General features: G+C 61.1%; 25 protein-coding genes. 7 read left to right on the top strand and 18 right to left on the bottom strand.

What is annotated here, in order from left to right; genetic code table 11:
- Positions 1 to 64: 64 nt before the first annotated feature.
- The 6 genes from HJB82_RS00875 to HJB82_RS00850 form a co-directional block, all read right to left on the bottom strand.
- Positions 65 to 739 (bottom strand): 4-carboxy-4-hydroxy-2-oxoadipate aldolase/oxaloacetate decarboxylase, encoded by a 675-nt coding sequence (locus HJB82_RS00875; protein WP_207585020.1) that lies wholly within the window; start codon positions 737 to 739, stop codon positions 65 to 67.
- Positions 740 to 830: 91 nt separating this feature from the next.
- Positions 831 to 1,667 carry an ABC transporter substrate-binding protein gene (locus HJB82_RS00870; protein ID WP_207585021.1) on the bottom strand — a complete coding sequence of 279 codons (837 nt, stop codon included), beginning with the start codon at positions 1,665 to 1,667 and terminating at the stop codon, positions 831 to 833.
- 31 nt (positions 1,668 to 1,698) lie between these two features.
- Positions 1,699 to 2,463: an amino acid ABC transporter ATP-binding protein gene (locus tag HJB82_RS00865; RefSeq protein ID WP_207585022.1), complete on the bottom strand. Its 765-nt coding sequence runs from the start codon at positions 2,461 to 2,463 to the stop codon at positions 1,699 to 1,701.
- Positions 2,460 to 3,215, bottom strand: coding sequence for an amino acid ABC transporter permease (locus tag HJB82_RS00860; RefSeq protein WP_207585023.1), 756 nt, complete (start codon positions 3,213 to 3,215; stop codon positions 2,460 to 2,462). The genes HJB82_RS00865 and HJB82_RS00860 overlap by 4 nt, the downstream gene beginning before the upstream one ends.
- A complete protein-coding gene (locus HJB82_RS00855) occupies positions 3,212 to 3,919 on the bottom strand; it encodes an amino acid ABC transporter permease (protein ID WP_207585024.1) in 708 nt (235 codons plus the stop codon). Before HJB82_RS00855 ends, HJB82_RS00860 begins: the two co-directional genes overlap by 4 nt.
- Positions 3,916 to 4,689 (bottom strand): SDR family oxidoreductase, encoded by a 774-nt coding sequence (locus HJB82_RS00850; RefSeq protein ID WP_207585025.1) that lies wholly within the window; start codon positions 4,687 to 4,689, stop codon positions 3,916 to 3,918. Before HJB82_RS00850 ends, HJB82_RS00855 begins: the two co-directional genes overlap by 4 nt.
- A 231-nt stretch (positions 4,690 to 4,920) precedes the next feature.
- Here HJB82_RS00850 and nac point away from each other — a divergent pair, with 231 nt between their 5' ends.
- The gene (gene nac / locus HJB82_RS00845) at positions 4,921 to 5,826 is read left to right on the top strand and encodes a nitrogen assimilation transcriptional regulator NAC (protein ID WP_207585026.1); all 906 of its coding nucleotides are present in this window, start codon (positions 4,921 to 4,923) and stop codon (positions 5,824 to 5,826) included.
- A gap of 14 nt (positions 5,827 to 5,840) precedes the next feature.
- On the opposite strand, the gene HJB82_RS00840 is transcribed toward nac, so the two are convergent.
- The 12 genes from HJB82_RS00840 to HJB82_RS00790 form a co-directional block, all read right to left on the bottom strand.
- A complete protein-coding gene (locus HJB82_RS00840) occupies positions 5,841 to 7,043 on the bottom strand; it encodes a pyridoxal phosphate-dependent aminotransferase (protein ID WP_207585027.1) in 1,203 nt (400 codons plus the stop codon).
- A 60-nt stretch (positions 7,044 to 7,103) separates the two neighbouring features.
- Positions 7,104 to 7,871, bottom strand: coding sequence for a 5-oxoprolinase subunit PxpA (locus HJB82_RS00835; protein WP_221116808.1), 768 nt, complete (start codon positions 7,869 to 7,871; stop codon positions 7,104 to 7,106).
- A gap of 21 nt (positions 7,872 to 7,892) precedes the next feature.
- Positions 7,893 to 8,888: a biotin-dependent carboxyltransferase family protein gene (locus tag HJB82_RS00830; protein WP_221116809.1), complete on the bottom strand. Its 996-nt coding sequence runs from the start codon at positions 8,886 to 8,888 to the stop codon at positions 7,893 to 7,895.
- Positions 8,885 to 9,604: a 5-oxoprolinase subunit PxpB gene (gene pxpB / locus HJB82_RS00825; RefSeq protein WP_207585030.1), complete on the bottom strand. Its 720-nt coding sequence runs from the start codon at positions 9,602 to 9,604 to the stop codon at positions 8,885 to 8,887. The genes HJB82_RS00830 and pxpB overlap by 4 nt, the downstream gene beginning before the upstream one ends.
- Positions 9,601 to 10,026 carry an acetyl-CoA carboxylase gene (locus HJB82_RS00820; protein ID WP_221116810.1) on the bottom strand — a complete coding sequence of 142 codons (426 nt, stop codon included), beginning with the start codon at positions 10,024 to 10,026 and terminating at the stop codon, positions 9,601 to 9,603. Before HJB82_RS00820 ends, pxpB begins: the two co-directional genes overlap by 4 nt.
- Entirely contained in the window at positions 10,023 to 11,417 is a 1,395-nt protein-coding gene (gene accC, locus HJB82_RS00815; RefSeq protein WP_221116811.1) for an acetyl-CoA carboxylase biotin carboxylase subunit, read from the bottom strand. Before accC ends, HJB82_RS00820 begins: the two co-directional genes overlap by 4 nt.
- Positions 11,417 to 11,848 (bottom strand): biotin/lipoyl-containing protein, encoded by a 432-nt coding sequence (locus tag HJB82_RS00810; protein WP_221116812.1) that lies wholly within the window; start codon positions 11,846 to 11,848, stop codon positions 11,417 to 11,419. Before HJB82_RS00810 ends, accC begins: the two co-directional genes overlap by 1 nt.
- Before the next feature lie 344 nt (positions 11,849 to 12,192).
- Positions 12,193 to 12,525: a hypothetical protein gene (locus HJB82_RS00805; RefSeq protein WP_221116813.1), complete on the bottom strand. Its 333-nt coding sequence runs from the start codon at positions 12,523 to 12,525 to the stop codon at positions 12,193 to 12,195.
- 32 nt (positions 12,526 to 12,557) lie between these two features.
- A complete protein-coding gene (locus HJB82_RS31450) occupies positions 12,558 to 13,148 on the bottom strand; it encodes a hypothetical protein (RefSeq protein ID WP_259671284.1) in 591 nt (196 codons plus the stop codon).
- Between the two features lie 7 nt (positions 13,149 to 13,155).
- Positions 13,156 to 14,487 (bottom strand): hypothetical protein, encoded by a 1,332-nt coding sequence (locus HJB82_RS00800; RefSeq protein ID WP_221131342.1) that lies wholly within the window; start codon positions 14,485 to 14,487, stop codon positions 13,156 to 13,158.
- Positions 14,488 to 14,604: 117 nt separating this feature from the next.
- The gene (locus HJB82_RS00795; RefSeq protein WP_221116816.1) at positions 14,605 to 16,479 is read right to left on the bottom strand and encodes an adenylate/guanylate cyclase domain-containing protein; all 1,875 of its coding nucleotides are present in this window, start codon (positions 16,477 to 16,479) and stop codon (positions 14,605 to 14,607) included.
- 237 nt (positions 16,480 to 16,716) lie between these two features.
- Positions 16,717 to 17,787, bottom strand: coding sequence for a LacI family DNA-binding transcriptional regulator (locus HJB82_RS00790; protein ID WP_221116817.1), 1,071 nt, complete (start codon positions 17,785 to 17,787; stop codon positions 16,717 to 16,719).
- Positions 17,788 to 18,009: 222 nt separating this feature from the next.
- On the opposite strand from HJB82_RS00790, the gene HJB82_RS00785 reads away from it, so the two are divergent.
- The 6 genes from HJB82_RS00785 to HJB82_RS00760 all read left to right on the top strand — a co-directional run bounded on the left by HJB82_RS00785 (position 18,010) and on the right by HJB82_RS00760 (position 24,946).
- Positions 18,010 to 18,963 carry a sugar phosphate isomerase/epimerase gene (locus tag HJB82_RS00785; protein ID WP_221131341.1) on the top strand — a complete coding sequence of 318 codons (954 nt, stop codon included), beginning with the start codon at positions 18,010 to 18,012 and terminating at the stop codon, positions 18,961 to 18,963.
- 58 nt (positions 18,964 to 19,021) lie between these two features.
- A complete protein-coding gene (locus HJB82_RS00780) occupies positions 19,022 to 20,254 on the top strand; it encodes an ABC transporter substrate-binding protein (protein WP_221116819.1) in 1,233 nt (410 codons plus the stop codon).
- Between the two features lie 97 nt (positions 20,255 to 20,351).
- Positions 20,352 to 21,239, top strand: a complete 888-nt coding sequence (locus HJB82_RS00775) for a carbohydrate ABC transporter permease (RefSeq protein WP_221116820.1) — start codon at positions 20,352 to 20,354, stop codon at positions 21,237 to 21,239.
- Positions 21,239 to 22,123: a carbohydrate ABC transporter permease gene (locus HJB82_RS00770; RefSeq protein WP_207585042.1), complete on the top strand. Its 885-nt coding sequence runs from the start codon at positions 21,239 to 21,241 to the stop codon at positions 22,121 to 22,123. The genes HJB82_RS00775 and HJB82_RS00770 overlap by 1 nt, the downstream gene beginning before the upstream one ends.
- Before the next feature lie 7 nt (positions 22,124 to 22,130).
- Positions 22,131 to 23,213 carry an ABC transporter ATP-binding protein gene (locus tag HJB82_RS00765; protein ID WP_207585043.1) on the top strand — a complete coding sequence of 361 codons (1,083 nt, stop codon included), beginning with the start codon at positions 22,131 to 22,133 and terminating at the stop codon, positions 23,211 to 23,213.
- Between the two features lie 80 nt (positions 23,214 to 23,293).
- Positions 23,294 to 24,946, top strand: coding sequence for a GMC oxidoreductase (locus HJB82_RS00760; protein ID WP_221139411.1), 1,653 nt, complete (start codon positions 23,294 to 23,296; stop codon positions 24,944 to 24,946).
- The last annotated feature ends 195 nt before the right edge of the window (positions 24,947 to 25,141 follow it).

Genomic DNA, 25,141 nt, shown 5'->3' with positions numbered 1-25,141 from the left:
CACGTGTCCATAATAGTGTCCAGGCTGATCTTTGGGTGCAGGCCTTCGGCGCTCCCGCCGTGCATCAAATATCCACGACAAGGCCCTTGGCTTTCAGCACCGCGTCGAGATTGCTGACCTCGATGACCGACTTGCCCTCTTTGTACGCGGCGATATAGCCGGCTTCGGCGTCTTCGCGGGCCTGCGAGAGCCGGGCGGCTTCCCGCGCTTCCTGCCTGCGCACGACCACCAGTCCGTCGGCATCGCCGACGATGATGTCGCCGGGATTGATGGTTTCGCCGCCGACGATGATTGGGTCGTTCACCGCCGCAATAGTTTCCTTCACCGTGCCCTTGATGCAGACGCTGAGCGAGAAGACCGGGAAACCGAGTTCCCGCAGTTGCAGCGTGTCGCGCACGCCGGTGTCGGTGACGAGACCGCCGATGCCCTTCGCCAGGCAGGCATTGGCGAGCACATCGCCGAAGGATCCGGCCTCCTCGTATTCCCCTGCCGATACGACGATGATATCGCCGGGCTTTGCGTAGTTGATGGCAAGCTGCAGCATGATGTTGTCGCGCGGCGCACATTTCACCGTAAAGGCCGGGCCGCACAGTTTCATGCGGTAGTCGACGGGCTTGAGGCGGGAGGAAAGTGCGCCGCGGCGTCCCTGGGCTTCGTGGATCGTCGCCGGCGAAAACTTGGAAACGGCGTCTATATCGGCTTTATCAGGCCGCTCAGTGATATCTTTTATATGGATCATGGATGCCTCACATCGTTGGTGACGGCGGGCATGCCCCGCCGTCGGATTTCGTTTGGAAATCGTCACTTGAGGACGTTGAGGCCGGGAGGCCTCACGGGATCGGGTCGAACTTCAGCTCGGAGAGCGGCACGACCTTATCGGTGCGGGTCATCTTGTATTCGGTATCCGGGCCGAGCCACTTGTCCCAGATCTTGTTGATCTCGCCCGCTGCGTCGAGCTTGTGAAGGATTTCGTTGACCTTGGCGGTCAGCGCCGGCTGATCCTTGGCCATGCCGATGCCGATCGGCTGGTAAAGCATCGGCTCCTCGATCATCCGCATTTCCTTGCCCTTGCTCTTCGATTCATTGACGAACTTGGTCGTCGTCATGGTGTTGGCCACCATGCCGCGGGCCTTGCCCTGCTGGACGGCGAGATAGGCCGAGGCTGTATCCTGGAATGTCAGCGGGTCGGATTTGTTAAGCTTGATCGACATTTCCGAGGTCGAACCCTTGGTCGAAGCGAGGCGCTGGCCTGCATAATCGGCCTTCTTCTTGCCGGCATCGTCGGCCGGCACGATCAGCATCTCCTTTGCGAGATAATAGGGATCGCTGAACTGGATCTGCTCGGCGCGGCTCACCGTATAGGCGAGGTTTGCAACGGTGATGTCGACGCGGCCGAGCTTGACCTCGGGCACGCGGGCTTCGACCGAAACCGGCTTGATTTCAGCCTTGACGCCCAATTCCTTGGCGATGGCGCCGCAGAGATCGACGTCGAAACCGGCCATTTCGCGGGTCTTCGGATCCGGCGAAGCGAAGGGGGGAACGTCGGCGAAAGTCGCGCAGCGCAGGGTCTTCGCCGACATGATGGTGTCGAGCTGATCGGCTTTCGCGGGCAAGGCGGCCGCCATGCCGGCAAATGCGACGGTGAGGCTCAGGTATTTCCAGTTCATTGCTGTTCTCCTTTGTTTTTGGTCGTTGGTCTCAATGCCTGAGATCAGCGAGGAAACGCTGAGCCCGGGGATGGGTCGGATTGTTGAAGAAGTCCTCGGGAGTCGCCGTTTCGATGATCTGGCCCGCATCGATGAACCAGATCCGATCGGCGACGTCGCGCGCGAAACCCATTTCGTGGGTGACGCAGAGCATGGTCATGCCTTCGGACGCCAGGCTCTTCATGACGGCGAGCACCTCGCCGACCATTTCGGGATCGAGCGCACTCGTCGGCTCGTCGAACAGCATCACCGGCGGTTCCATGGCAAGGGCGCGGGCGATCGCCACCCGCTGCTGCTGGCCGCCCGACAGTTGACCGGGATAGGACCGGGCCTTGTCGGCGAGGCCGACCCGATCGAGCAGCTTAAGGGCCTTTTCGTGCGCGGCAGCGGCTGCCACGCCTTTCACCCGGATCGGCGACATCGATACGTTTTCGGCGACCGAAAGATGCGGAAACAGGTTGAAATTCTGGAATACGAAACCGATCCGGCTGCGCATCGTATTGAGTTCTCTCGCCCGCATCGAGGCGTGAATGTTTTGCCCGTCGAGCGTGATCGATCCGCTATTGATCTCCTCAAGGCGATTGATCGTGCGGATCAGCGTGGATTTTCCCGAACCGGACGGTCCGCAGATGACCACGACCTCGCCGCGCGCAACCTGCGCATCGATGTCCTTCAGGACCGGATAGTCGCCGTAGCTCTTGCAGACCTGCGAAAGCCGGATCGTCTGCGATTCCTGCGTTGAAACGGACATGGTCATAGCTGCTCCGATACGATTTTCGACGGCGTGACCAGGGCGGCGGGGACGTTGAGAAGTCCCGCACGCCGCCGCGTGATGCGCCGCTCGAGGCGATTTGCGAAGTAGGTCAGCGTCCAGCAGATGGCGAAGTAGACGATCGCCAGGATGAGGAAGACCTGGAAAGGCTGCGTCAGCAGCTGATTGTTGACCTGGCTTGCCGCAAAGGTCAGGTCCGGCACGTTGATCACGTAGCCGAGCGTCGTGTCCTTGATCGTCGACACGAAGGTGGAGAGGATGCTCGGGATCATGTTGTAGAGCGCCTGCGGCAGGATGATGTAGCGCATCGCGCCGATATGACCGTGGCCAAGCGCACGCGCCGCATCCATCTGGCCCGGTCCGAGCGCGACGATGCCCGCACGGACGACCTCGCTCAGGAACGCGCTCTGGTAGACCACGAGTGTCGTCAGCATGGTGACGAAGCTTGGCACGTCGGCGCCGGTCAGCAGCGGAACCAGGAAATAGCTCCACAGGATGAGCATCAGCAGCGGCACGCCCCTGGTGAAATAAACAAGGGCAGTGACTGGCCAGCGCAGCAGCGGCGACTGAGAGAGCCGCGCCATTGCAAATACGATGCTGACCGGAAAGGCGAGAGCGATGCTCAGCGCCGACAGGATCAGCGTATTGGCGAGCCCGCCGAGCGGTCCGTTCGGATATTGGCCGATCAAGAGCAGCAGCCAATAGTCTCGGACAATGGCGATCATATCGTGGATCATGCGCGCGCGCTCCTGGCAGGATCCGCGCGCATCGACAGATAGGCGCCGATGCTCATGATCACGAGCGAGAAGAAGAGGTAGAGAACGGTGCCGATCAGGTAGATTTCGAAGGTCCGGAAGCTGAGGTTCTCGATTTCCTTGACCGCATGCGTCAGTTCCGACGCCCCGATGATGACGGCGAGACTGCTGTTCTTGAACAGCGAGACACTATGATTGACGAGCGGCGGCAGCGCGTTGCGCACGCCCTGCGGCATGATGACGAAACGCATCGCCGAGACATAACCGTGGCCCAGCGCCCGAGCCGCCTCCATTTGGCCGGGACCGACCGAGCGCACGCCCGAACGAAGATCTTCGCTGAAATAGGCCGCCTGGCAAAGCCCAAGCCCGATCACCGCGAAGATGGCCTCGGCATTATGGATGGCCAGCCATTCTCCCAGCCCGCTCGGCATCAGGGTGAAGATCCCGAAATACCACAGCATCAGCTGGACCAGGGTGGGGACGTTGCGGTGGTAGGATACGTAAGCGGCAACTATCGGATCGCCGAAGCGAAAGGGCGACAGACGCAAACTGAGCAGCAGAACTGCCAGCGCCATCGCTAGCGACCAGGATCCGGCAAAGATGATGAAGGTCATCTCGATGCCATGCAGCAGCATGGCGACATATTCCGGATTTCCGAGGATTGCCGAAAGGTCGAAACCGCTCACGGAGTTGGCTCCCCGGAGGGATCTGTCTTTAGCTGCGGCCTTGCGGTCTGCAGGCCACCCATGACCTGCAGCGTCGGCGTGATCTCCATATGTCCGATGTTGACGGCGACGGGGGCCGATATGGCGAAGGCGATCGCGTCGGCGATATCGCCCGCCTGCGGCAGTTCGAAACCGTCGATGAACTTTTCCCGAATGCTCGGATCATCGCCGTGGACGTGATTGAAAATATCCGTGGCGACGCGGCCGGGGCAGATTTCCGTGACCCGTACCCGCTTGCCGAAAGCGTCGATGCGCAGCTGGTTGGACAGCATGCTCACCCCTGCCTTGGTGGCGTGATAGGAGGAATTGCCGCCGAAATTATAGGCGCCGGCGATCGACGAGATGTTGATGACGTGGCCGCGGTCCCGCGCCACCATGCCCGGCACGACCAGGCGGCAGATGTGCAGGACGGCTCGCAGATTGACGTCGACGATGAGATCGATATCGCTTTCGTCGGCTTCCAGAAACTTCTTCGGCCGGTCGACGCCGGCATTGTTGACGAGGATGTCGAATTCCACCCGACGCGCGAGCTCGGCGATCGCCTCACGGTCGGTCACATCGATGGTGTGGGCGACGCAGCCTGTGCGTGTCGCCAACTGTTTCAGTGCTTCGGCACTGCGGGCAACGGCATGGACTTCGATGTTCTCTCGGCGAAGCCGCTCAACCACGGCTGCGCCGATACCGGAGGATGCGCCGGTCACCAGTGCGGTCTTGTAGTCGGAGAATGGCATTGTCGTTCCCTTGTTGTTGAAAGAGAGAGTAGCGAAGCTTCAACCCCTTGCCTAAGACCGATTATCTCTGGAGCAATAAGCAACGGTTATGGAGCCGGTGCGGTCTGCCGAAGAAGAGAAAGCGGCGATGCCGGCATTCTCTCGCGGCCTTGCCTCAGGCCGCGTCGCGTTGCAAAAGCGACGCGCGTCTGCAACATGCCATCCGCAGATCAGCACGGTACCCCGATCCCCATGGACATCAGACGCCTCAAATCTTTCATCGTGATCGTCGACAGCGGCAGCATCACGCGAGCGGCGGATCTTTTGCATATCGCCCAGCCGGCTCTCAGTCAGCAGCTTGCGGCGCTGGAAGAGCATTTCGGCCACAAGCTGCTGATCCGCAGCCAGCAGGGCGTCAGCATGACCGATGCGGGACACGCGGTGTATCGCCATGCGCAGATTATCCTTCGGCAGATGGAGCAGGCGCAGGCCGATGCATCGGCGGCCGGAAATTCGCTTGCCGGACGCGTCTCCGTCGGCCTCGTGCCGTTCAGCAGTGCGGCGACGCTCTCGGTCGACCTGCTGGCGGAGACCCGGAAACGGCATCCCGGAATTCTCCTGCATCTGACCGAAAGTGTCGGTCAGACCTATAGCCAGATGATCATGAACGGGCGGCTGGAGATGGCGCTTCTCCACGGAACCGGACCGATCAAGGGCGTGCGGTTCGAACCGATCCTCAGCGAAGAGTTTTTCCTGGTCGCCCATCGCGACTTTGCCATTGAAGCGGATGCGAAACCGGTTCCGGTCAACACTCTCGACGGAATACCGCTGCTCCTGCCCCCGGTCTATAATTTCGTCCGCCGCGCGGTCGATACCGCCTTCACCCGCACGCGCACCAATTTGAAAGTCGTGGCGGAAGTCGAAATCGTCCGCACGCTCGCCCGCGCGGTGGACGGCGGTCTCGGCGCGACGATCATGCCGAAAGCCATCGCCGACCGCATCGTCTCTGAATCGAGCGAGCCGCTGATTTGCCGGCTCGTCTCGCCCCGGATCGAGGAAACCCTTTCGCTTTGCGTTTCCGACCAGAATCCCTTGTCGGAACCGGCCCTTGCCGTCCGAGACATCCTTCTGGAGTTGACGGCGCGGCTGAAAGCCTGAGACGCAATTGCCGGTCAGCGCATGTCCTTGCAGAACTGGGCTATGCGCGCGCAGCCTTCATCCAGTTTCTCCATGCTCGTGGCGTAGGAAATGCGGAAGAAGGGGCTCATTCCGTAAGCGGCGCCTTGCACGGTTGCGACATGATGCTCTTCCACCAGCCCCATAACGAAATCGACGTCAGTCCCGATCTTTCGACCGCCTTTGCTGGTCTTGCCGATCAGCCCTGAAATGTTGGGATAGATGTAGAAGGCGCCTTCGGGCCGATGGCAGCGCAGCCCTTCCACTTCCGACAATTTGGCGAGCACGAAGTCGCGTCTTTCCTTGTAGATCGCCGCACGCTCCTTCAGCAGATCCTGAGGCCCGTCGAGCGCTGCGGTCGCAGCCGCCTGCGTCAATGTCGCGATGCCGCCGCCATTCTGGCCGTTGACGTTGCTGATGGCGGAGATCAGGTCTTTCGGTCCGGCGCAAAAGCCGAGCCGCCAGCCGGTCATCGCGTAAGCCTTGGAGACGCCGTTCATCGTCAGGACGCGATCGTACAGTCCGGGCTCGACCTCCGCGATCGTGCAGAACTGGAAGTCGTCATAGACCAGGTGTTCGTAGATATCATCGGTCATGATCCAGACATCGGGATGGCGCAGCATGACCTCGGCGATGGCCGCCATCTCCGCCCGGGTGCAGGCTGCTCCTGTGGGATTATTCGGGAAATTCAGGAAGAGCCATTTGGTGCGCGGCGTGATTGCCGCTTCCAGATCCTCCGGACGCAGTTTGAAGCCGGTCTGCTCGTAGCAGGGGACCGCGACCGGGACGCCGCCGGCGAATTTGACGATGTCGGCATAGCTGACCCAGGAGGGTGTGGGAATGACCACCTCGTCACCCGGATTGCAGGTTGCCAGCATGGCATTGAAGATCACCTGCTTGCCGCCGGCCGAGACGACGATCTGGCTGGCATCGTAGTCGAGATTGTTGTCGCGCTTGAACTTCCTGATGATGGCTGACTTGAGGGCCGGCGTCCCGTCCATCGGCGGATATTTCGTATCGCCGGCAAGCGCCGCCGCATGGGCTGCCTCGATCGCGTGTGCCGGAGTGGGGAAATCCGGCTCGCCGGATGAGAGGCTGACGACCTTGATCCCCTTGGCGGCCAATTCCCGGGCGCGCTGTGTCATGGCGGCGGATGCGGATATGGAGACGTTTTTCAGGCGATCCGATATGGCGGACATCACGATGGTCCTTCGATGAGACTTTGGAAGAAAGACCGCCGGCAGGCGATCGGGATTGCGTCAGTCGGCGAGTTCGGTGGCCGGAGCGAGCGTCGCGCCCGTGGCCTCGATCTCGCCGCGCACGATGCCGGCAAGCTCAAGCGCGCCCGGCGTGTCGCTGTGGACGAGAATGGAGCGCGCCGGCATGGCGATCACGGCGCCGTCGATCGTCTCGACGCTACCGTCGAGCAGGAATTTTCGGACGCGGGCGCGCACCGCAGCTTCATCCTTGATCACGGCGCCGGGAAGCCCGCGCGCAACCAGCCTGCCGCCGGCGTCATAGGCCCGGTCGGCAAGGAATAGCGCCAATGTCTTCAGGCGCGCGCGTTTCGCCGCCTGCTCAATTCCGCTGCCCGATGTGACGAAGACGACGAGATTGGCGTCGACGGTGGCAATCGAGTCCATCATCAGGTCGGCGAGGACAGGATCGCGGTTGACCATATTGCCCATGGCCGCATGGAAGCTGATATGGGAGACAGCGACCCGCTCGCTTCTGGCGATCGCCATCAGTGCGCCGAGCTGATAGAGCATCTGCTGGCGAAGCTCGTCTGCCTGGAACGGTATTTCGCGTCGGCCGAAGCCCAGCCGATCGGGCAGGCCGGGATGGGCGCCGATGCCGACACCGTTCAGTTTCGCAAGCCGCACCATGCGCCCCATCGTCTCGGGGTCGCCGCCGTGGAAGCCGCAGGCGATGTTGGCCGAGGAGACGATTTTCATCATCGCTTCGTCATCGCACAGCCGGTAAGGACCAAATCCTTCGCCCATGTCGGAATTCAGATCGATCTTCATCAGTTCCTCCTTTCGCCTCCCTTAAGCCATCGCCTTCAGGGCGCGCTTGACCATCCCCGATGTTTGCCTGACATCGTCGACATAGCGGGCGACGGCCTGTTCGACGGCGCGCGCTTCCGCATGCGTTGACCGGACGAACTTCAGGCGGGCGCCGATGCGGGCCTGCCCGAGCCGCCACAGATCGCACTCGATCACGCCGGCAATCTTCGGATATCCGCCGGCGGTGTTGGCATCGCTCATCTGTACGATCGGTTCGCCGCCCGGCGGAACCTGGATCACGCCGGGCACGACGCCATGGGAGCGCATTTCGATGGATGCGGTCGGCGTGATCGGCTCGCCGGACAGGCGGTAGCCCGTCCGGTCGCTGCGGGAGGAAATCCTCCAGGTCTGGCTCCAGAAGGCTTCGCCGTCGCCGGCGAAAAGATCGTGCTCGCCGGCAGGCAGAGCACGGATTGGCAAGGCGCCGTCGATAGGAGCCGGAAAGACTTCACGTAGCGCCACCGCGGGCTCGACGACGGCGAGACCCGAGGCGGGCAGCATGGCGATCTCCGCATCCTCGCCGACCGCGATCCGATCGCCCTTCGTCAGAGGCCGGCCGGCATTGCCGCCGAAACCGCCGCGCAGCGACGTGCTCCGCGACCCCATGACGACTGGGATATCCAGCCCTCCTCCGACCGAAATATAGGAGCGCGCGAGCCTCGGGGGCTGCTTCAATTCAAGGACCTGTCCGGGCTCTGCCGTATAGGCGCACCATGGAAGCAGTTCCGATCCATCGAGATGCGGACCGCCGTCGGCCCCGGTCACGACAAAGACGGTGCGACGCTCGAAACACAGGCTGAACGGGAAGGTCTGCACCTCGATCACGGCCGCATTCTCATCATTGCCGGCAAGAATATTGCCGATCCTGACCGCAAGCGGGTCCATGGCGCCGCTCGCCGATACGCCGATGTCGCGATAGCCGGAACGCCCGAGATCCTGCGCCGTGTTGAACGGGCCGGTTTCCAAGATCTCGATCATAGTTCGATCCTTGCCGGCAGGAACCGCACCGTATCTCCCGGCGCCATCATGGCGGGGGTCGGCGAGGTTGGGTCGAACATCTGCAGTGATGCGAAGCCGATGGAATTCCAGCCATTAGGACCGGTCAGCATGGCGACGCCGGTCTGCATGCCGCCGATGGTCACGCAGCCCTTCGGCATCTTCAGCGACGGCACGGTCTTTCGCGGCATATAGATGCGCGGATCGAGGCCATGCAGATAGCCGAAACCGGGCGCGCTGCCCAGGGCGAAGACACGGTAGGTCGCTTCATGATGGATGCGGACGACTTCGTGGTCGCTCAAGCCGGAGAGATCGCAAAGGGCGGGAAGATCCGTCGCATGTTCGCCGCCGTAAGTGACGGGGATCTCGATAGTGTTGCCATCGAGATCGATGCTCTGCGCATTCTCCCATGCCTCCAGCAGCCGGGTGACCACTGCATCGGGGTCTTCGGGCGTCTCCTTGAAGATCACCAGCAGGTTGGTCATCCCGGGAATGTTTTCGGCAAGATCCGTCCAACCCTTCACCGTCTGGGACAGGGCCCAGATCCGCCGCTGCGCGATGAGGTCGAACTCGCCTGGCGCCTCGAGCAGGAAGGATCTGGCCCCGATCGAGGAAACCCGTGCCCGGCTTTGGGTGGCCGGAACGATTTCGCGCTGCGCTGCATGTCTGGATGCATGTCGGGTTGTCGTGACGATCATGATGGCAGCTCGATTTCGAACAGAGGATCGCCGAAGCCGACCAATGCGCCGGACTCAGCGAGCTCTTTGGACAAAACACCGGAATAGCCGGCGCGAAGGGGAAGCAGCACATGCCCTATCTTGATGAAGCCGAGGATATCCGCATCGGATACGGAGCGCGGCAAAGTTTGGGGCAGGACGGCGGCGGCCGGATGTTCGGCGCAGAAATGTCCTGCGATCGGCGCCTTCACGATGACAGGTGCGTGGCCTGGAGCGCGGGGTGTAGCTTCTTGTACGCCGATCCGGGCGCCGCCCTCCCCTGAAATGACGATGCGAATCTGCCCGTCCGGCCGGGAGATTTCGAGGCCCTCCACGCCGGCGGCCGTCAGCGCGTCGGCGAGGAATGCGATGGTTGCGGGATCGCTGAAATCGATGGTGCTCATGCCGCCGTCCTCCTCAGCTTCAGCCATTGCTCGAGATAGTGGATATCGGTCTCACCGCGCGCGAATGCGTGATCCTCGAACAGGGCGCGCAGGAAGGGGATATTGGTGGCGATGCCCTCGATCTCGATGCCGGCAAGCGCCTCGCACATTCTGGCCATCGCTTTCGCCCGCGTCGGTGCGTGGACGATCAGCTTGGCGATCAGCGAGTCGTAATAGGGCGAGACCCTGTAGCCGGAATGAATATGCGTATCGACGCGGATGCCTGATCCCTGCGGCAAAGCCAGATGCGTGACGACACCTGCCGACGGCAGGAAGGTGTCGGGATCCTCGGCGTTGATGCGGCATTCGAAAGAGTGGCCCTCGCAGGTGACATTGCTCTGGGCGAGATCCAGAACGTCACCCTGGGCCACCTTTATCTGCGCCTGGACGATATCGACCCCGCTGGTCAGCTCGGTGACGGGATGCTCGACCTGAAGCCGCGTGTTCATCTCGATGAAATAGAAGGCGCCATCCTCATAGAGGAATTCGAAGGTGCCGACGCCGCGGTAGCCGATCTGAAGGCAGGCCTGGACACAAGCCCTGCCGACCGGCTGGATGATCTCGGGCGCGATGCCGGGCGCCGGCGCTTCCTCAACCACTTTCTGGTGGCGGCGCTGCATCGAGCAATCCCGGTGACCCAGCCACACCGCATTGCCGTGATCGTCGCAGATGACCTGGATCTCGATGTGGCGCGGATGCTCTAAGAATTTCTCGATGTAGAGCGACGGCGAGCCGAAGGCCTTGCGCGCCTCCTCGCGGGTCAGCGCGATTGCCTCATGCAGCTGGTCGGCCTTCACCACGACGCGCATGCCGCGTCCACCGCCGCCGCCTGACGCCTTGACGATGACGGGATAGCCGATCTCCAGCGCAATGCGCTCGATCGAGGCCGGGTCGTCGGGCAGCGCGGTATCGGGACCCGGAACACAGGGGACGCCGGCGGCCATCATTGCTCGCTTTGCCGCGATCTTGTCGCCCATGGTCGCGATCGATGACGCCGTCGGGCCGATGAAGACCAGCCCGGCCCTTTCGACGGCGTCGGCGAAGGCGGCGTTTTCCGACAGAAAGCCATAACCCGGATGGATGGCGCCAGCGCCGGTCAGACGTGCCGCGAGCAGAATGGCATCCTGATTGAGATAGCTCTTGCCCGCAGTCGACGGGCCGATGCAGAGAAAACTGTCGGCAGTCTTGCCGTAGGGCGCTTGCCTGTCCGCCTCGGAGCAGATGGCGACCGTCTTCAGGCCGAGTTCGCGGCAGGCGCGTTGAATCCGGACAGCGATCTCGCCGCGATTGGCGATGAGGACGGTATCGAAACGGCGGCCTGAAGCGGCGGATTGTTCAGATGTTTCCGGCATCAGGCGATCTCCGCCAGCAGATCGCCGGTCTCAACCTCGCCATTGTCGATATCGGTCAGGTGCGTGATGCGCCCGGACCGCGGCGCGGCGATCGTGTTGAAGACCTTCATCGCTTCGATGATGAAAAGGGTCTGCCCCTCCTCCACCGCGTCGCCGATCGCGACGAACGGCGGCTCGCCGGGCGTCGGCGCCCGGTGCAGAACGCCGAAGACGGGCGCCTTCACCGCATGGGAGGTTTTCTCGACACTCGGAGGCGTATCGGAGACGAGGCTTATCGCCGATTCCGGCTTTTGCGGGGGCTCAGCAGCGTCTGCCTCTCCCGGCGACGTGCGGAAAATCCGAACCGTCACGGCCTTTTCCGTCACGGTCAGCTCGGTAATGTTCGATCGTCCGACAAAGTCGATCAGCGTCTTGATCTTCGAGAGGTCCATGTGCGTGCTCGGAATTTCAAAATTCCACCGCGCATAGCTGAAGTTTCAGATCGCCCGGTGTCGTGATTTTCGTAGCACGACGTATGGGTTGATGGGGTCAGACGAAGTTTTGATGGAGTGCAATCGGCCCGGCGGGGACCTGTCGCCGGCCCCGCCGGAATCCTCCAATGAGAACAGGTCGTTCGGCGATGCCCGCTCTTGATGGGAGATTCGAACCGGCGAGCACTCGTTTCTTGCTCGGTTCAGTCTCATCGGATGGCGCGACTGACAGACAGACTGCGCATTAAGGCGGTGGCTGGCGAAGTCGCAGACCGCCAACCAGCGTCGAGGTGATCGCTCGAAAATCAGACGACTTTGAATCCTTCTTTGGCGTCTTGAAACTTACCGTTCAATTCTACGGCAACCCACAAGACCGTCTCCATCGGAGCGCCAAGCTCGGGCTTGGCAACCACCATCAAAAAGTCATCCGCAATCGTAGCATGGTCATCAATAGATACTTTGATTTTTGAAATTTTATTACCGCCATTTTTGTCGGTTGATATATATACATCGAGCTCTTTTTTGCCGAAGCCATGACCTACGAGTTTAAAACTCTTATTGGCAAATAACGGAGCCTCTACAGGATCCGGGTCTAAATTGTCGATTTTAACCTCTACTTCAGACTTGTCGTCGGACATGTTAGCCTCCCTGGTCTGTCCCCAACTATAGATTAATCGTTGTCGCCCGATCTGCGCGGTATGAATCCGCCTGATCTTGACATCACGCCGCCGGAGCGGGACAGGGCGCCGCCCGATCGGGACATTCCGCCACTCGCCATTCCTCTGGGATCGGCTGAAACCTCGGCCGAGAGCAGGATTTGCTCAAAGGTTCCCGTCTCGGCATCGAGTCTCATCGAGAGATCGGCCTTGTCATAGATCCAGACCCTCATCTCCCTAGCGAGAGCTCCAATTTGGGAACCGAGGCCCGTTCGAGCACTTGAACCAGGGGAGCGAGACAAGCTGTCGTACCTGAGGGAGCTCGGAGGGGGACCGTCGGGATCCGCGCCGGAGCCGTGGACAATGAAGATTGCTGGCCGCCCCAGTTCAACGAAAACTCCCTCGAAAGAGAAGGCATAGATTCGCGCGAGAGTGGCCTCGCCCGAACCAAGCTGGCGCCTCAGAAAATTGTTCTTCCCTGTTTTAGGTATCTTGAGAGACCCGTAAACGCTGCCTCTAACAATCAGATCACTGAGTTCACGCCCAAACAGATATACCGCTGATACTCCGAGTAAGGTTTCTTCGTCAGCCACGTCTGCCTCCATCTACTGATTATTGACCGATGCCTGATCTCGACAGCAAAATTTTCTCGCGATAGCTCATCTTCGGAAGCCCGAGATAGTCTATCGGCAGTAACGTCCGAGCAGAGTGGACATGACTGTCATGCTCGCCGCCTTTGAGGTGCAGGCCCGCGTGCATCTCACCAATCGCCCGCCGTCTGAAGTTTCTGTTGATGATCCGTGCGAACTGACCGCCGCTTTCGTCCTGATCAATTGCAAGCATCGTTCTCGCTACGTCGCCGTAGTCGAGAAAATCGGGAGCGAGAGCCCACAAGGTTTCCGCCAGATACGTCCCGACGATATCGCGTGCGTCGAGCAGTGCCTCGACAAAGCCATCAGCGTTCTGCGCGAAAGCGCGGTCGAAAGTATGCTGCACCGGCGCCTCGGCGGCCGGATCGAACTCCGCAATATCGGCGAGATCTTCAACCGCATGGGAGATCAAGCCGCGCGCCACTAGGCTCTCATGAAAGATGTCGACGAGGATGTCGAATATCGCACCGGTGAGCGGTTGCGAGAGCTCATGCTCGTCTTTCCAACCACGCGCGAACTCGGCCATCGTCCGTTTGTTATTTGCCGACCGTATCTGGCGATGCGGCGAAAATTCCGAAAAGCGTGATAGGCGGTTTGCGCGGTAGAGGTTACCGCGCGTCTCTTCGAGAACATTGTCGATCACGGACGGAAAATGCATGGCCGCGATCAGCGACACGCAGTCGGAGAAGGCCTCCTGGAAGCCAAGATATTCAGGATACTCGGCTCCCGGACGCGGCACGCCCAAAACGCTGAAGATGATCGCGTGCCCCACCTCATGCGCGATGACGTCGAAATCCAGGCTGAAGGGAAGGATGCGCCCGTCGCTCTCGAACTGGCTCCCGACTTCGAGGAAACCATAACCGTACTGGGCGTTGTCCCATTGCGGCAGGATCGAGATTTCCAGGCGGTCATAATGATCACGAAAATGCCAGGTGAGCGGCTGGCCGAGATAGCGCTCCCACACATCCAGCGTGAATCGCACGCATCCAAAAACATGCGCGGCTTCGAAGCCAGCCATCGAAGGTCGGAGATAGTCGAAATTGCCGCACGCGTCGGGGGTGGCGGGCTCGAGGATTTTCCCGGTCCAGGGCGGCAGATAGATGTACGGCGTTCCGAGCGGCCCGCGGTTCACACCGTAAGGACCGGTCTTGCCGACCGGCTCCACAACGAACATGCGATCGTCGGCCGGGCCGGCTGTCGCGCTACCCAACGGAGACGAAACTTCGACGATCTCGGGACGAGACCGAGCATCTTCAAATGGAGGCTGTACAAAAAGCCTGAACCGGGTGCCCATCCGCTCCCCCTCAAAAGACTTTTATGATTGCCAGTTTAAGTTGACGATCGGCGCTTGCAAGAAGTTTAGCAAGTAATAAAATAGAATTAGAACTAACCTGCCAAAATCTACGGGGCGTTATTCTGACAGCTCAACCAAGCTTAAATAGCGTGGGTGACTGCGAATGGGATCGAGGTCGGAATCGTTCTTGAACCATAGCCGCATCTCGATGCCGACCTGAGGCATCCAGACCTCGAGCAAGTCTATCGCTCGCTCAATCTCGCCAAGCAGTGCATAAGTGCAAGCGGCATTGTACTGAATGTTGATATCGTCGGGATCCGTCGCCAAAGAGCGGGCCAACCACTCCAGAGCCTGATCGCGGACACCGAGAAAGGCCAGCGCCGTCGCTCCCAGGCAGGCAACATTGGCATTCTCCGGATGTCGCCGCAGTTCTTCCTCCGCCTTTTTCAACGCGATCCGAGCATAGCTTCTGGCCTTGTCTGTTTGCCCGAGCGAACGAAGGACGTTCACAAGCATGATCGGCGCGCCATAATCGGCAGGCTTGATTTCCATCGCACGCTGAAAGTGCGTAGCCGCGAGTTCGAAATGACCTTCGGTGACGCAAAATTCGGCATAGTACCGATTTGCCTCGTGGCAATTGGCGTCGAGCGACAAAGCCTGTTCGAACGCAGAAACTGCCTCGGTGCGATTGCCGGCCACCGCCAACGCAAATCCCTTGGCCGCATGGGCCTCCGCCAGATTGGGATCGATAACGAGCGCCATCGTCGTATTCGCGAGAATGTCCTCCACCGAAATCTCGGCGCCGAACTGAGATCGCAGACGCGCATCGCAAACCGCGATACCGGCATAGGCGCGCGCATAATTCGGATCCAGTTCGATGGCTCGGGCGAAGCTCTGCCTGGCCATCAGATGGTTCGAGCGCGAGGCAATATGGTAGTATTCGCGCCCCCTGAGGAAGTGCGTATAAGCTTCGACGCTCTCTGTCGGCGCCAGCTCGATTGCCTCCTTTTCCTCAGGGAGCAGCTTGACCTTGAGTTGCTCGACAATTGCCTTCGTGATCTCGTCCTGCACTTCGAAGATATCGGTGAGGTCGCGATCGTAACGCGCGGCCCAGACGTGGCCGTCGCTGGCTGCGTCGATCAATTCGGCATTGATCCTCACGTGGTTGCCGGCCTTGCGGACGCTGCCCTCTACGACATAGGCAACCCCGAGTTCCCTGGCGATGCGCTGCAGGTTCTCGCTCCGGCCTTTCCATGTGAAGACAGTGTAGCGGCTCAGGACAAACAGGCCTGAAACATTCGACAGATCAGTGATGATGTCCTCGGTAATGCCGTCGCTGAAAAACTCCTGGGCGGGATCGTCGCTGATGTTGGCAAATGGCAGGATTGCCACGGATGGTTTGTTGACGGGTGCCTGCGTGTGGCCGTTTGCCGCAAGCGGCACCCCTTCACCGGAGGCGACATTGCCCCAATCGGCAAAATAGACATGCACAGGACGGGAGATGTTCTTGACGGTCTTTTCGCCCTGGTCTGCGAAATCGAGCCCGAGTTTGTTTCCGACTTCGTGGCGCACAGCCGCCGAACAGGCAATACCGCCCGGAGCTGCAAGGGCTTGTAGCCGGACCGCCACATTAATGCCGTCCCCATGAAAGTCATCCGCATCGAAGACGATGTCGCCCAAATTCAAGCCTATTCGAAACGCAAAGTGCCTGTCGGCTGGAATCCCCATGTTGCGCTCCAGCATGCCGCGCTGGATATCGACTGCGCATCGTGCAGCACTGAGCACGCTGCCGAACTCGACCAGGAAACCGTCGCCCATCACCTTGATTATACGCCCGTCGTGGGTCGTGACAGCTGGTTCGAAGAGCTCGCGGCGATGCTGCCGAAGGGCATTGAGCGTCTCCTCTTCGTTTGCCTCCAGGAGACGGCTGTACCCCACCACATCGGCAGCCAGAATAGCCGTCAATCGACGCTCGACAAGCTCTGCACACATGCCCGTCTCCCCAACGTGCTGGTGGCAATACTATTCAATTCGAGAAGCTAGCCAGTAATGTTGCCGGACGATCGTATGACTGACAACTAAAATCGCCGTCTCGCCCGTAAGAACTCCCGGAGAGCCTCGAGGTCGCGGATTACGGCAGCGAGAAGTTGCACACGGCGCTTCAGGGTGGCACCCTCCGAATGAGGGCCTGGCGTTTCTGTACGGGATGCGCGAACCGGTTCCCCATCGTCAACTCTTCGGAGGGGCAATACTTTCCCGCAGGATAAGCCTGCTGCGGATGACGGTGGGCACAGAAGCAGGGTTCTGGCTCTGGCCAAGGGCGTCGAGCAGGAGATCCACTGCGGCGCGGCCCATCTCTTCCACCGGCTGCTCGATCGTCGAGAGCGGTGGCGAGGAGAATTCGCAGACGGGCGAACCGTCGAAGGAGACGACGGACAGATCATCGGGAATGCTCAAGCCTGCTCGCTTGACGCAACTGACAAACGAGATGGCCATGTCATCGCTGGTGGCGATGACTGCCGTTGGTTTCTCGTCCAATCCAGCGAAATCGTCTGCCGCCTGCACGCCGATGTCGAAACCATGCTGATAATCGAGACGACCGCCCGAGCGACGCACGGCCTCCTTCGATAGGCCGGCTGCCGCAAGCGCCTCGAGCACGCCGCCATAGCGCTCGACGTCATGATAATTGCCTTCAGGTCCTGCAAGGTAGAAGAACCGGCGATGGCCAAGCCGGATCAGTTCGGCGGTGACGTCGCGCACAGCCTCGCGGTCGTTCGTCACGACGCTCTGCAGTCCCGCATCGCTCATGTCGAGCAGCATCGAAACGATCGGCAGGCCGGAACTTGCCAGCGAGCGCCCATCGACCTCCGGAAGCTTCGACGACAGGATAATGGCTCCGCGCACGCTGCCGCCGAAGGCGAGGTCGAGAATGTGCCGCTCGGAAATCTCGTCGCGATCGAGGTTGGCGATCATCAGGTTGTAGCCGCCCTGGATCAGCGACTTGTTGATGCTCTGCAGGACCTGCGGAATGATCTGTGAGACGCCATAATAGAGCGATCCGGGCAGGATGATCATGATGATGTTGGATTTGCCGACCCTGAGACCGCGCGCCATCGCATTGGGAGTATAGCCGAGCTGCTTGGCCGCCGCGTTGATCTTGGCGCGCGTCTTCTCGTTGACCCGTCCTGGATTGGCGAGCGCGCGGCTGACCGTTGAGATCGCGACACCGGCGAGCCGCGCGACATCGGCCATCAGCGCGCCCGGCTGCTCCTCTATGGCCACATCCTTGTTTTTATTCACGTTTGTTTCATTCTCCCGGATGCTTCGATTTGCAACTCTAAGGCAGCCGCCGATTTATAGCAAACGTTTGCCAAAAATCGCTTGCTTAAAAAACCAGCTTGATTATCATCTAGGCATGGCAAACGATTGCCATTCCTTAATGCGTTGAAAATTCATGATTTATTGATTGCGGAACTGATCTTCCGCACGCGAGTAGGTCATGCCTTAAGAAATGGATGGATTATGGCTACTGGCGACAGGCTCCGATTCGGCGTCGATCTCGTGACGTTCTTCGATCCCGGCTTCTGGGGCGTCGATAGCCATGACGCGATCATCGACTATGCGCGCACCGAACCGCGCGCCTTCTGGGACAAGATTCTCGACAGCGTCCAGGCCTCCGGCGTCACCGGCGTCGAGCTGACCTTTTCTCCGTTCAACTGGCAGGATGCGATCAAGACCTATGGTTCCGTCGATGCTTTTGCAGCCGAGCTGGCAAGACGCCGCCTGACGCTCTGCAGCGGCTTCTTCGCGGAACTGGAGGCGGCGGGCGACTTCGCCGAGCCCGAAGCCCAGCGCGCGCTGATCGACAAGGCGGAGCGATATGCCGACTTCCTGAAAGCCTGCGGCAGCGACATCATGGTGATCGGCGCCCCGCTTCGCCAGACGCTCGGCGCCCAGCCGGTGCAGTTTTACGATTTCGACCGCGCCAAGGTGATCGCCGATTTCCTGAACCGGCTCGGCGCGACCCTCTATGCCAGGGGCGTGCGGCTGGCGCTGCACACCGAGGCGCATTCGATTTTTGCCGCTGCACGCGACGTCGACCTGATGATGCTGCTGACCGACCCAGCCTATGTGCATATGTGCCCGGACACTGCCCATATCATCGTTGCCGGCTCCGATCCCATCCAGCTCGTTGATCGCCACCACGAGCGCATGATCATTGCCCACTGGAAGGATGCGGTCGGGCCTATGCCCGCCGACACGCCGATCGACAAGCACATACACGATCGCCACCAGCCGTATTTCTGCAGCTTCGGCTTTGGACGGGTCGACTGGCCGGCCTGGATCCGACTGCTGCGCGACCGTGCCTTTGAAGGTTGGGCAATTCTCGAACTCGATGCCGCGCCGGATCCCGTCCGCGACATCGCCAACGGGCTGACGCTCGTCCGGCAGGCGCTCCTGCCGATCTACCGCTGACGATTATTCCCAAGACAACGAACGCCCCGCAAAGAGGGCATTTTCAAGAGGTGGAACAATGAAGACAATGATGAAGCTTTTTCTTGCCGGTGTGGCATTCGCCGGTCTCTTCGCTTCGGCGCATGCCGAGGACAAACCGACGATCGAGATCATGTCGTCCTGGACGTCGGGCGGCGAAGCGGCAGCCCTCAACGTCATCAAGAACGAGTTCGAAAAGCGCGGCGGCGTCTGGAAGGATTCCTCGATCGCCGGCTTCGGCGCCGCCGATGCCGCCTTCCAGAACCGTATCGTCGCCGGTGACGCGCCCGGGGCCAAGCAGGGCGTCATCGGCCTCGCGGCCGCAGATTTCATCAACCAAGGTCTGTTCAATCCGATCGACGACGTAGCCGGTGCCGGCAAATGGGCCGACGTCCTGCCGAAATCGATCCATGATCTCATCTCCTATGACGGCAAGGTCTATCTCGCGCCGACCGGCGCCCATGGCGAAAGCTGGGTCTTTTATTCCAAGGAAGCCTTCGGCAAGGCCGGCATCGCCGAGGAGCCCAAGACCTGGGACGAGTTCTTCGCCGACTTCGACAAGCTGAAGGCTGCCGGCATCGTTCCCGTTGCCTGGGGTGGCCAGCCCTGGCAGCAGACCAAGGTCTTCAATATGATCCTGCTCTCGCAGGTCGGGATCGACGGCTTCCTGAAGATCTATGTCGACAAGGACAAGAGCCAGGCCTCGGTCGACGGCGTGAAGAAGACCCTCGAAATTCTCGCCAAGCTGCGCGGCTATGTCGATGCGGGTGCCGCCGGCCGCAACTGGAACGACGCAACGGCCATGCTGATCACCGCCAAGGCCGGCGTGCAGTTCATGGGCGACTGGGCGAAGGGCGAATTCACCGTTGCCGGCAAGGAGCCGGGTAAAGACTATGGCTGCATGATCGTGCCGGAGTCCAAGGGTATGGTCTATATCGCCGACTCCCTCTGGTTCCCGAAGACCGGCAATGCCGCGACCGACAAGGCGCAGAAACTTCTCGCCGAAGTCGTGATGGATCCGAAGGTGCAGGTCGAATTCGCCTTGAAGAAGGGCTCGGTTCCGATGCGAACCGATGTCGACAAGTCGAAGCTTGATGTCTGCGCTCAGAAGGGTGTCGAGCTGATGGCTGCCGGTGCGATCGTCCCGGATCAGGCGATCGTGCTTACTCCTCAGCAGGTCGGCGCGCTCGACGATTTCGTCGACGAATACTGGAGCGGTGGCTCGAACGATGCAGCTACTGGGGCCGAGAATTTCTTCGCTGTCTTCGAGTAGAATAGTGCCCGCGGCGTCGGCCTGATCCCGACGCCGCGGCCGACGTCGCTGCCTCGCGGTGGCGTGTGCCCCGCTTTTTCAGTCAACGAGCCGGCCGATGCCCATCAAACGCAAATCCAATCTTTCCGCCACCATTGCGCTGCTGCCGACTTGGTTCGTCGCGGTCGTGGTCTTCATCGGCACCATGGCCTGGTCGATCCGCCTGTCCTTCACCAATTCGACGCTCTTTCCATCTTCAACCTATGTCGGCTTTTCGCAGTATTCGAAGCTGTTCTCTTCCGCCAAGTGGCTTGCATCGCTGCAAAACGTGTTGATCTTCGGCGTCCTCTACGTCGCGGGCTGCCTGTTGCTCGGCTTCCTGCTGGCCGCGGCGCTGGACCGCAAGATCCGTTTTGAAAGCGCCTTCAGAACCATATTTCTTTATCCCTATGCCATGTCCTTCGTGGTGACCGGGCTGATCTGGCAATGGATGCTCAATCCGACCCTTGGCATCCAGGCGAGCGTGCGTTCGCTCGGCTGGGAGAGTTTTGTCCTCGACTGGGTGGTCAATCGTGACATGGCGATCTATGCGCTGGTGCTTGCCGGCGTATGGCAGGGTGCGGGGCTGGTGATGGTCATTGCGCTCGCCGGCATGCGCGGCATCGAAGGCGAGCAATGGAAGGCGGCGCGGATAGACGGAATTCCCGTCTGGCGGATCTATGTCTCGATCGTCCTGCCGCAGCTCGGACCGGCGCTGGCCGCGGCCGGCATGCTGCTCGCTATGGGGGTGATCAAGACCTATGACATCGTCGTCGCCATGACGAACGGCGGCCCCGGCAATGCGACGGAGGTGCCGGCGAAATTCATCATGGACAATTTGTTCGGACGTCAGAACCTCGGCCTCGCCACTGCCGGCGCGACGGTGCTTGTCCTCGGTGTGATCATCGCAGTCGCGCCGTTCCGCTACGCGATGCACATGCGCGACAGAGCGAAGGGAGCCGCGTGATGGCCGGTCCTCATCCGAACGGTCCGAAGCCGGCGCAGATCACCGTCGGGCGCATCGGCCTCTATGCCTTCCTGGTCGTTGCCGCACTTTTCTTTCTTCTGCCGCTTTACACGATGGTCGTCACCTCGCTGAAGTCGATGGAGGAAATCCGGCTCGGGCAGATCTTCGCCCTGCCGGCGACGCTCGATTTTTCCGCCTGGACGACCGCCTGGTCGGGCGCCTGCATGGGGACCGTCTGTGTCGGCATTCGCAGCGGCTTCTGGAATTCGGTGGCGATCACCCTTCCCGCGGTTGCGCTCTCGGTCTTTATCGGCGCCGTCAACGGCTATGCGCTGTCGCTCTGGCGGCCGCGAGGGGCAAACCTGCTCTTCGGCCTGCTGATGGCCGGCGGCCTCATCCCCTACCAGATCTTTCTCTATCCGATGGTCCGGGCGATGGCGAATATCGCCCTCTACAATTCGCTCGCCGGCATCATTCTCGTGCATGTCATCTTCGGCCTGCCGCTGGTGACGCTGCTCTTCCGCAATTATTTCATCAGCGTGCCGGAGGAGCTCTGCAAGGCGGCGCGCGTCGACGGCGCCGGCTTCTGGCGTATCTTTTTCGAGATCATGCTGCCGATCGCCGTGCCGATGGTGGTGGTGGTCTCGATGCTGCAGTTCACCGGCATCTGGAACGACTTCCTGCTCGGTCTGGTATTTGCCGGGCGTGACAACCTGCCGATGACCGTGCAGCTCAACAATATCGTCAACACCACGATGGGCGAGCGGACCTACAACGTCAACATGGCGGCGACGATCCTGACCGCCATCGTTCCGCTCGCCATCTATTTCCTGTCCGGCCGCTGGTTCGTGCGCGGCATCGCGGCCGGCGCAGTCAAGGGGTAATGCTTCCATGCAATCTGCCGTCTCCGTCAAGGACCTGAAGATCGCCTATGGCGACCATACGGTGATCGAGAAGCTGTCGATCGATATCGCTCCCCGGGAATTCCTGGTTCTGCTCGGCCCTTCCGGCTGCGGCAAGTCAACGCTTCTGAGCGCCATTGCAGGCCTCCAGGACATTACATCAGGCGAGGTGTGGATCTCAGGCAAGAACGTCAGCTGGGAGGAGCCGAAGGACCGCGGCATCGGCATGGTCTTTCAGTCCTACGCGCTCTATCCACGCATGTCGGTTCGCAAGAACCTGTCCTTCGGCCTTCGCGTCGCCGGTCTGCCGAAAGCCGAGATCGAGGCCCGCGTCGCCCGCACGGCCGCGCTCCTCCATCTCGACACGCTGCTCGACAGGCGCCCTGCCGAGCTGTCGGGCGGCCAGCGCCAGCGCGTCGCCATCGGCCGGGCGCTGGTGCGCGAAGTCGATGTTTTCCTTTTCGACGAACCGCTGTCGAACCTCGATGCCAAGCTGCGCAACGAATTGCGCGTCGAGATCAAGAAGCTGCATCAGCGCCTCGGCAACACTATGATCTACGTGACCCATGATCAGGTAGAGGCGCTGACGCTTGCCGATCGCATCGCCATCATGCGCGACGGCGTGATCCAGCAGCTCGCTTCGCCGGCTGAGATCTATCGCCGCCCGGCCAATCTCTTCGTTGCCGGTTTCATCGGCGCGCCGGCAATGAATTTCATCGAAGGCAGGATCGAGCGCGCCGCCTCCTCACCGGTCTTCCGGAGCAAGGGGCTCGCCGTCGATCTCTCCGGCTATTCCTTTAGCGCAGGCGCGGCGGAAGGACCGGCAACGCTCGGCTTTCGCCCTGAGCATCTTGTGCTCGATAGGGCGGTAAGCAGCCTGCCCATCATTCCCGGCTGTGTTTCCGTCGTCGAGCCGATGGGTTCGGACGCCGTCGTTTGGTTTGACTGGGCGGATCAAAGCCTCTCGCTGAGGCTGATGGGCGACGTCACCCTGCAGCCCGGCGATGCCCTGGCTCCCGGGCTCGATATCGCCAAGGCGTCGCTCTTCGGCGCCGACGGATCGCGGCTGTGATGCCTCGTCCCTTTGTTTTCCCGCAATTGCCGGCGCGTTGCGCGCGGTTTTGAGCAATTGCTCCAGGACAGGATTTGGAAATGTCTGAGATTGTCTACGATGCGCTGGTGATCGGCTCCGGCGCGGCGGGTTCCTTCGCGGTCAAAGAGCTGACAGCGCAGGGCCTTTCGGTGCTGCTTCTCGAGGCCGGCCCCGCTGTTGGGCCGAAGGATTTCGATCCCGCCCGCAAGAAGGCGCCTGCAAGCAGCATCAATATCTGGGAGCGTGCGCGGGCGACACTCAAGGGCCAGCCGATCCAGGCGCGGGCGGCGTTTTTTACCGAGCGCTTCAGCCACTTCTTCGTCAACGACCGCAAGAACCCCTATACCACGCCGAAGGGCGAGCCTTTCCTCTGGATCCGTGGCCGCCAGGGCGGCGGCCGCCTCCACAGTTTTGGCCGCGTGCTGCTGCGCTGGACCGATGATGATTTCAAGATCCGATCACGCGCCGGAAAGGGCGTTGACTGGCCGGTCTCATATTGCGAATTGGCGCCTTTCTACGACGAAGTGGAGACTTATCTCGGGCTCTACGGCAACAAGGACGATGTGCCGACCCTGCCGGACGGCGTCTATGCGAAGCCGGCAAGCCTGACGCCCGCCGAACAGATCTTCAAGCAGGCGGTCGAAAGCCGCTGGCCGGAAAGGCACGTTGTCTCCTGGCGCTACATCGCGCCGGATGCCGAACGCATGCCGCGACCGCTGCGGGAAGCCAAGGCCACCGGCAGGCTGACAGTCCGCTACGATGCCGTCGTTCGCCGCATCACCACGGACGGGAGAACCGGACGTGCCACCGGCGCGGAGTTCACCGATCGCAATACCGGACAAGTATCGACGGCCCGCGCCGCGACGGTGGTTCTCTCCGCCTCGCCGATAGAGAGCGTGCGGCTGCTCTTGAATTCGGCTTCGGCAAAACATCCGGATGGGCTCGGCAACAGCTCAGGCGCTCTTGGCCGCTATTTCATGGACCAGCTTCCGTGCCTCGCCTTCGGTTCCTTTTCGAAGGCGAAGGGCTGGGCGCCCGATGGCTCCGCCCCGACGGATCCGTTCTACAATCCATCAGGCGGGATCTTCATTCCCCGCTTCGGTGAGGGCGACGCTGCCCGCGGCGATTTCGACTACCAGGGAAGCGTCGGCCGAGCGCCGGTCTCCGGCGACGCTGATGCGCGTCTCGCCTTCTTCGGTTTCGGCCGCATGCTGCCCTATGCCGACAATCGCATTACGCTTGATGTCAGGCGCAAGGACGCCTGGAACATTCCCGTTGCGCATATCCGCTGCGTGATGCAAGCGGAGGAGCAGGCGCTGCTTCGCCGGCAGGAAGAGACGCTGATCGCCATGATCAGCGAGGTCGGAGGCGATCTTGAATTCATCGGTTCGCCCACCGGCCTCAAGGAGATGGGCAAGGGCGCCTTTCCCGAGGCCGATGCCTTCAGCCGCTTCATGTTCCGCAGTTGGTTCCGCAAGACCATGTGCATGGGCGCGGCAATCCATGAAACGGGCGGCGCGCGCATGGGTGAAACCCCGGAAGCTTCGGTGCTCAACCCCTACAACCAGGTCTGGGATGTCCCGAACCTGATTGTCACCGACGCCAGCGCCTTCCCCGGCAGCGGCATCGCCGGCACCACACTCACCGTCATGGCTCTGACGATCCGCGCCTGCCGGAATCTTGTCTCGCAATACCGGACAGGACAGCTGTAGCTGCGCCTCAGCGGCTGTACTGCAAGATCGTTCACGCCGCTTTGGCGTCCCGACGCTCGGCAAGGATCTGTTCGAACAGGTCCATGGTGACAACCGGGCCGACGGCTGTGCCTGCCGCGGAGGCATGCGCAAGGTGAGCGACCGCGTCCGCATTGCCAATGGCAAACACACCCGGCCTGCTGGTCCGGCCTTCCC

Origin of the sequence: Rhizobium sp. NZLR10, from assembly GCF_019685125.1 — a bacterium.
Lineage (GTDB): Bacteria > Pseudomonadota > Alphaproteobacteria > Rhizobiales > Rhizobiaceae > Rhizobium.
The sequence above is the reverse complement of the archived record's forward strand: the minus strand, read 5'-3'. Positions and strand labels throughout refer to the sequence as shown.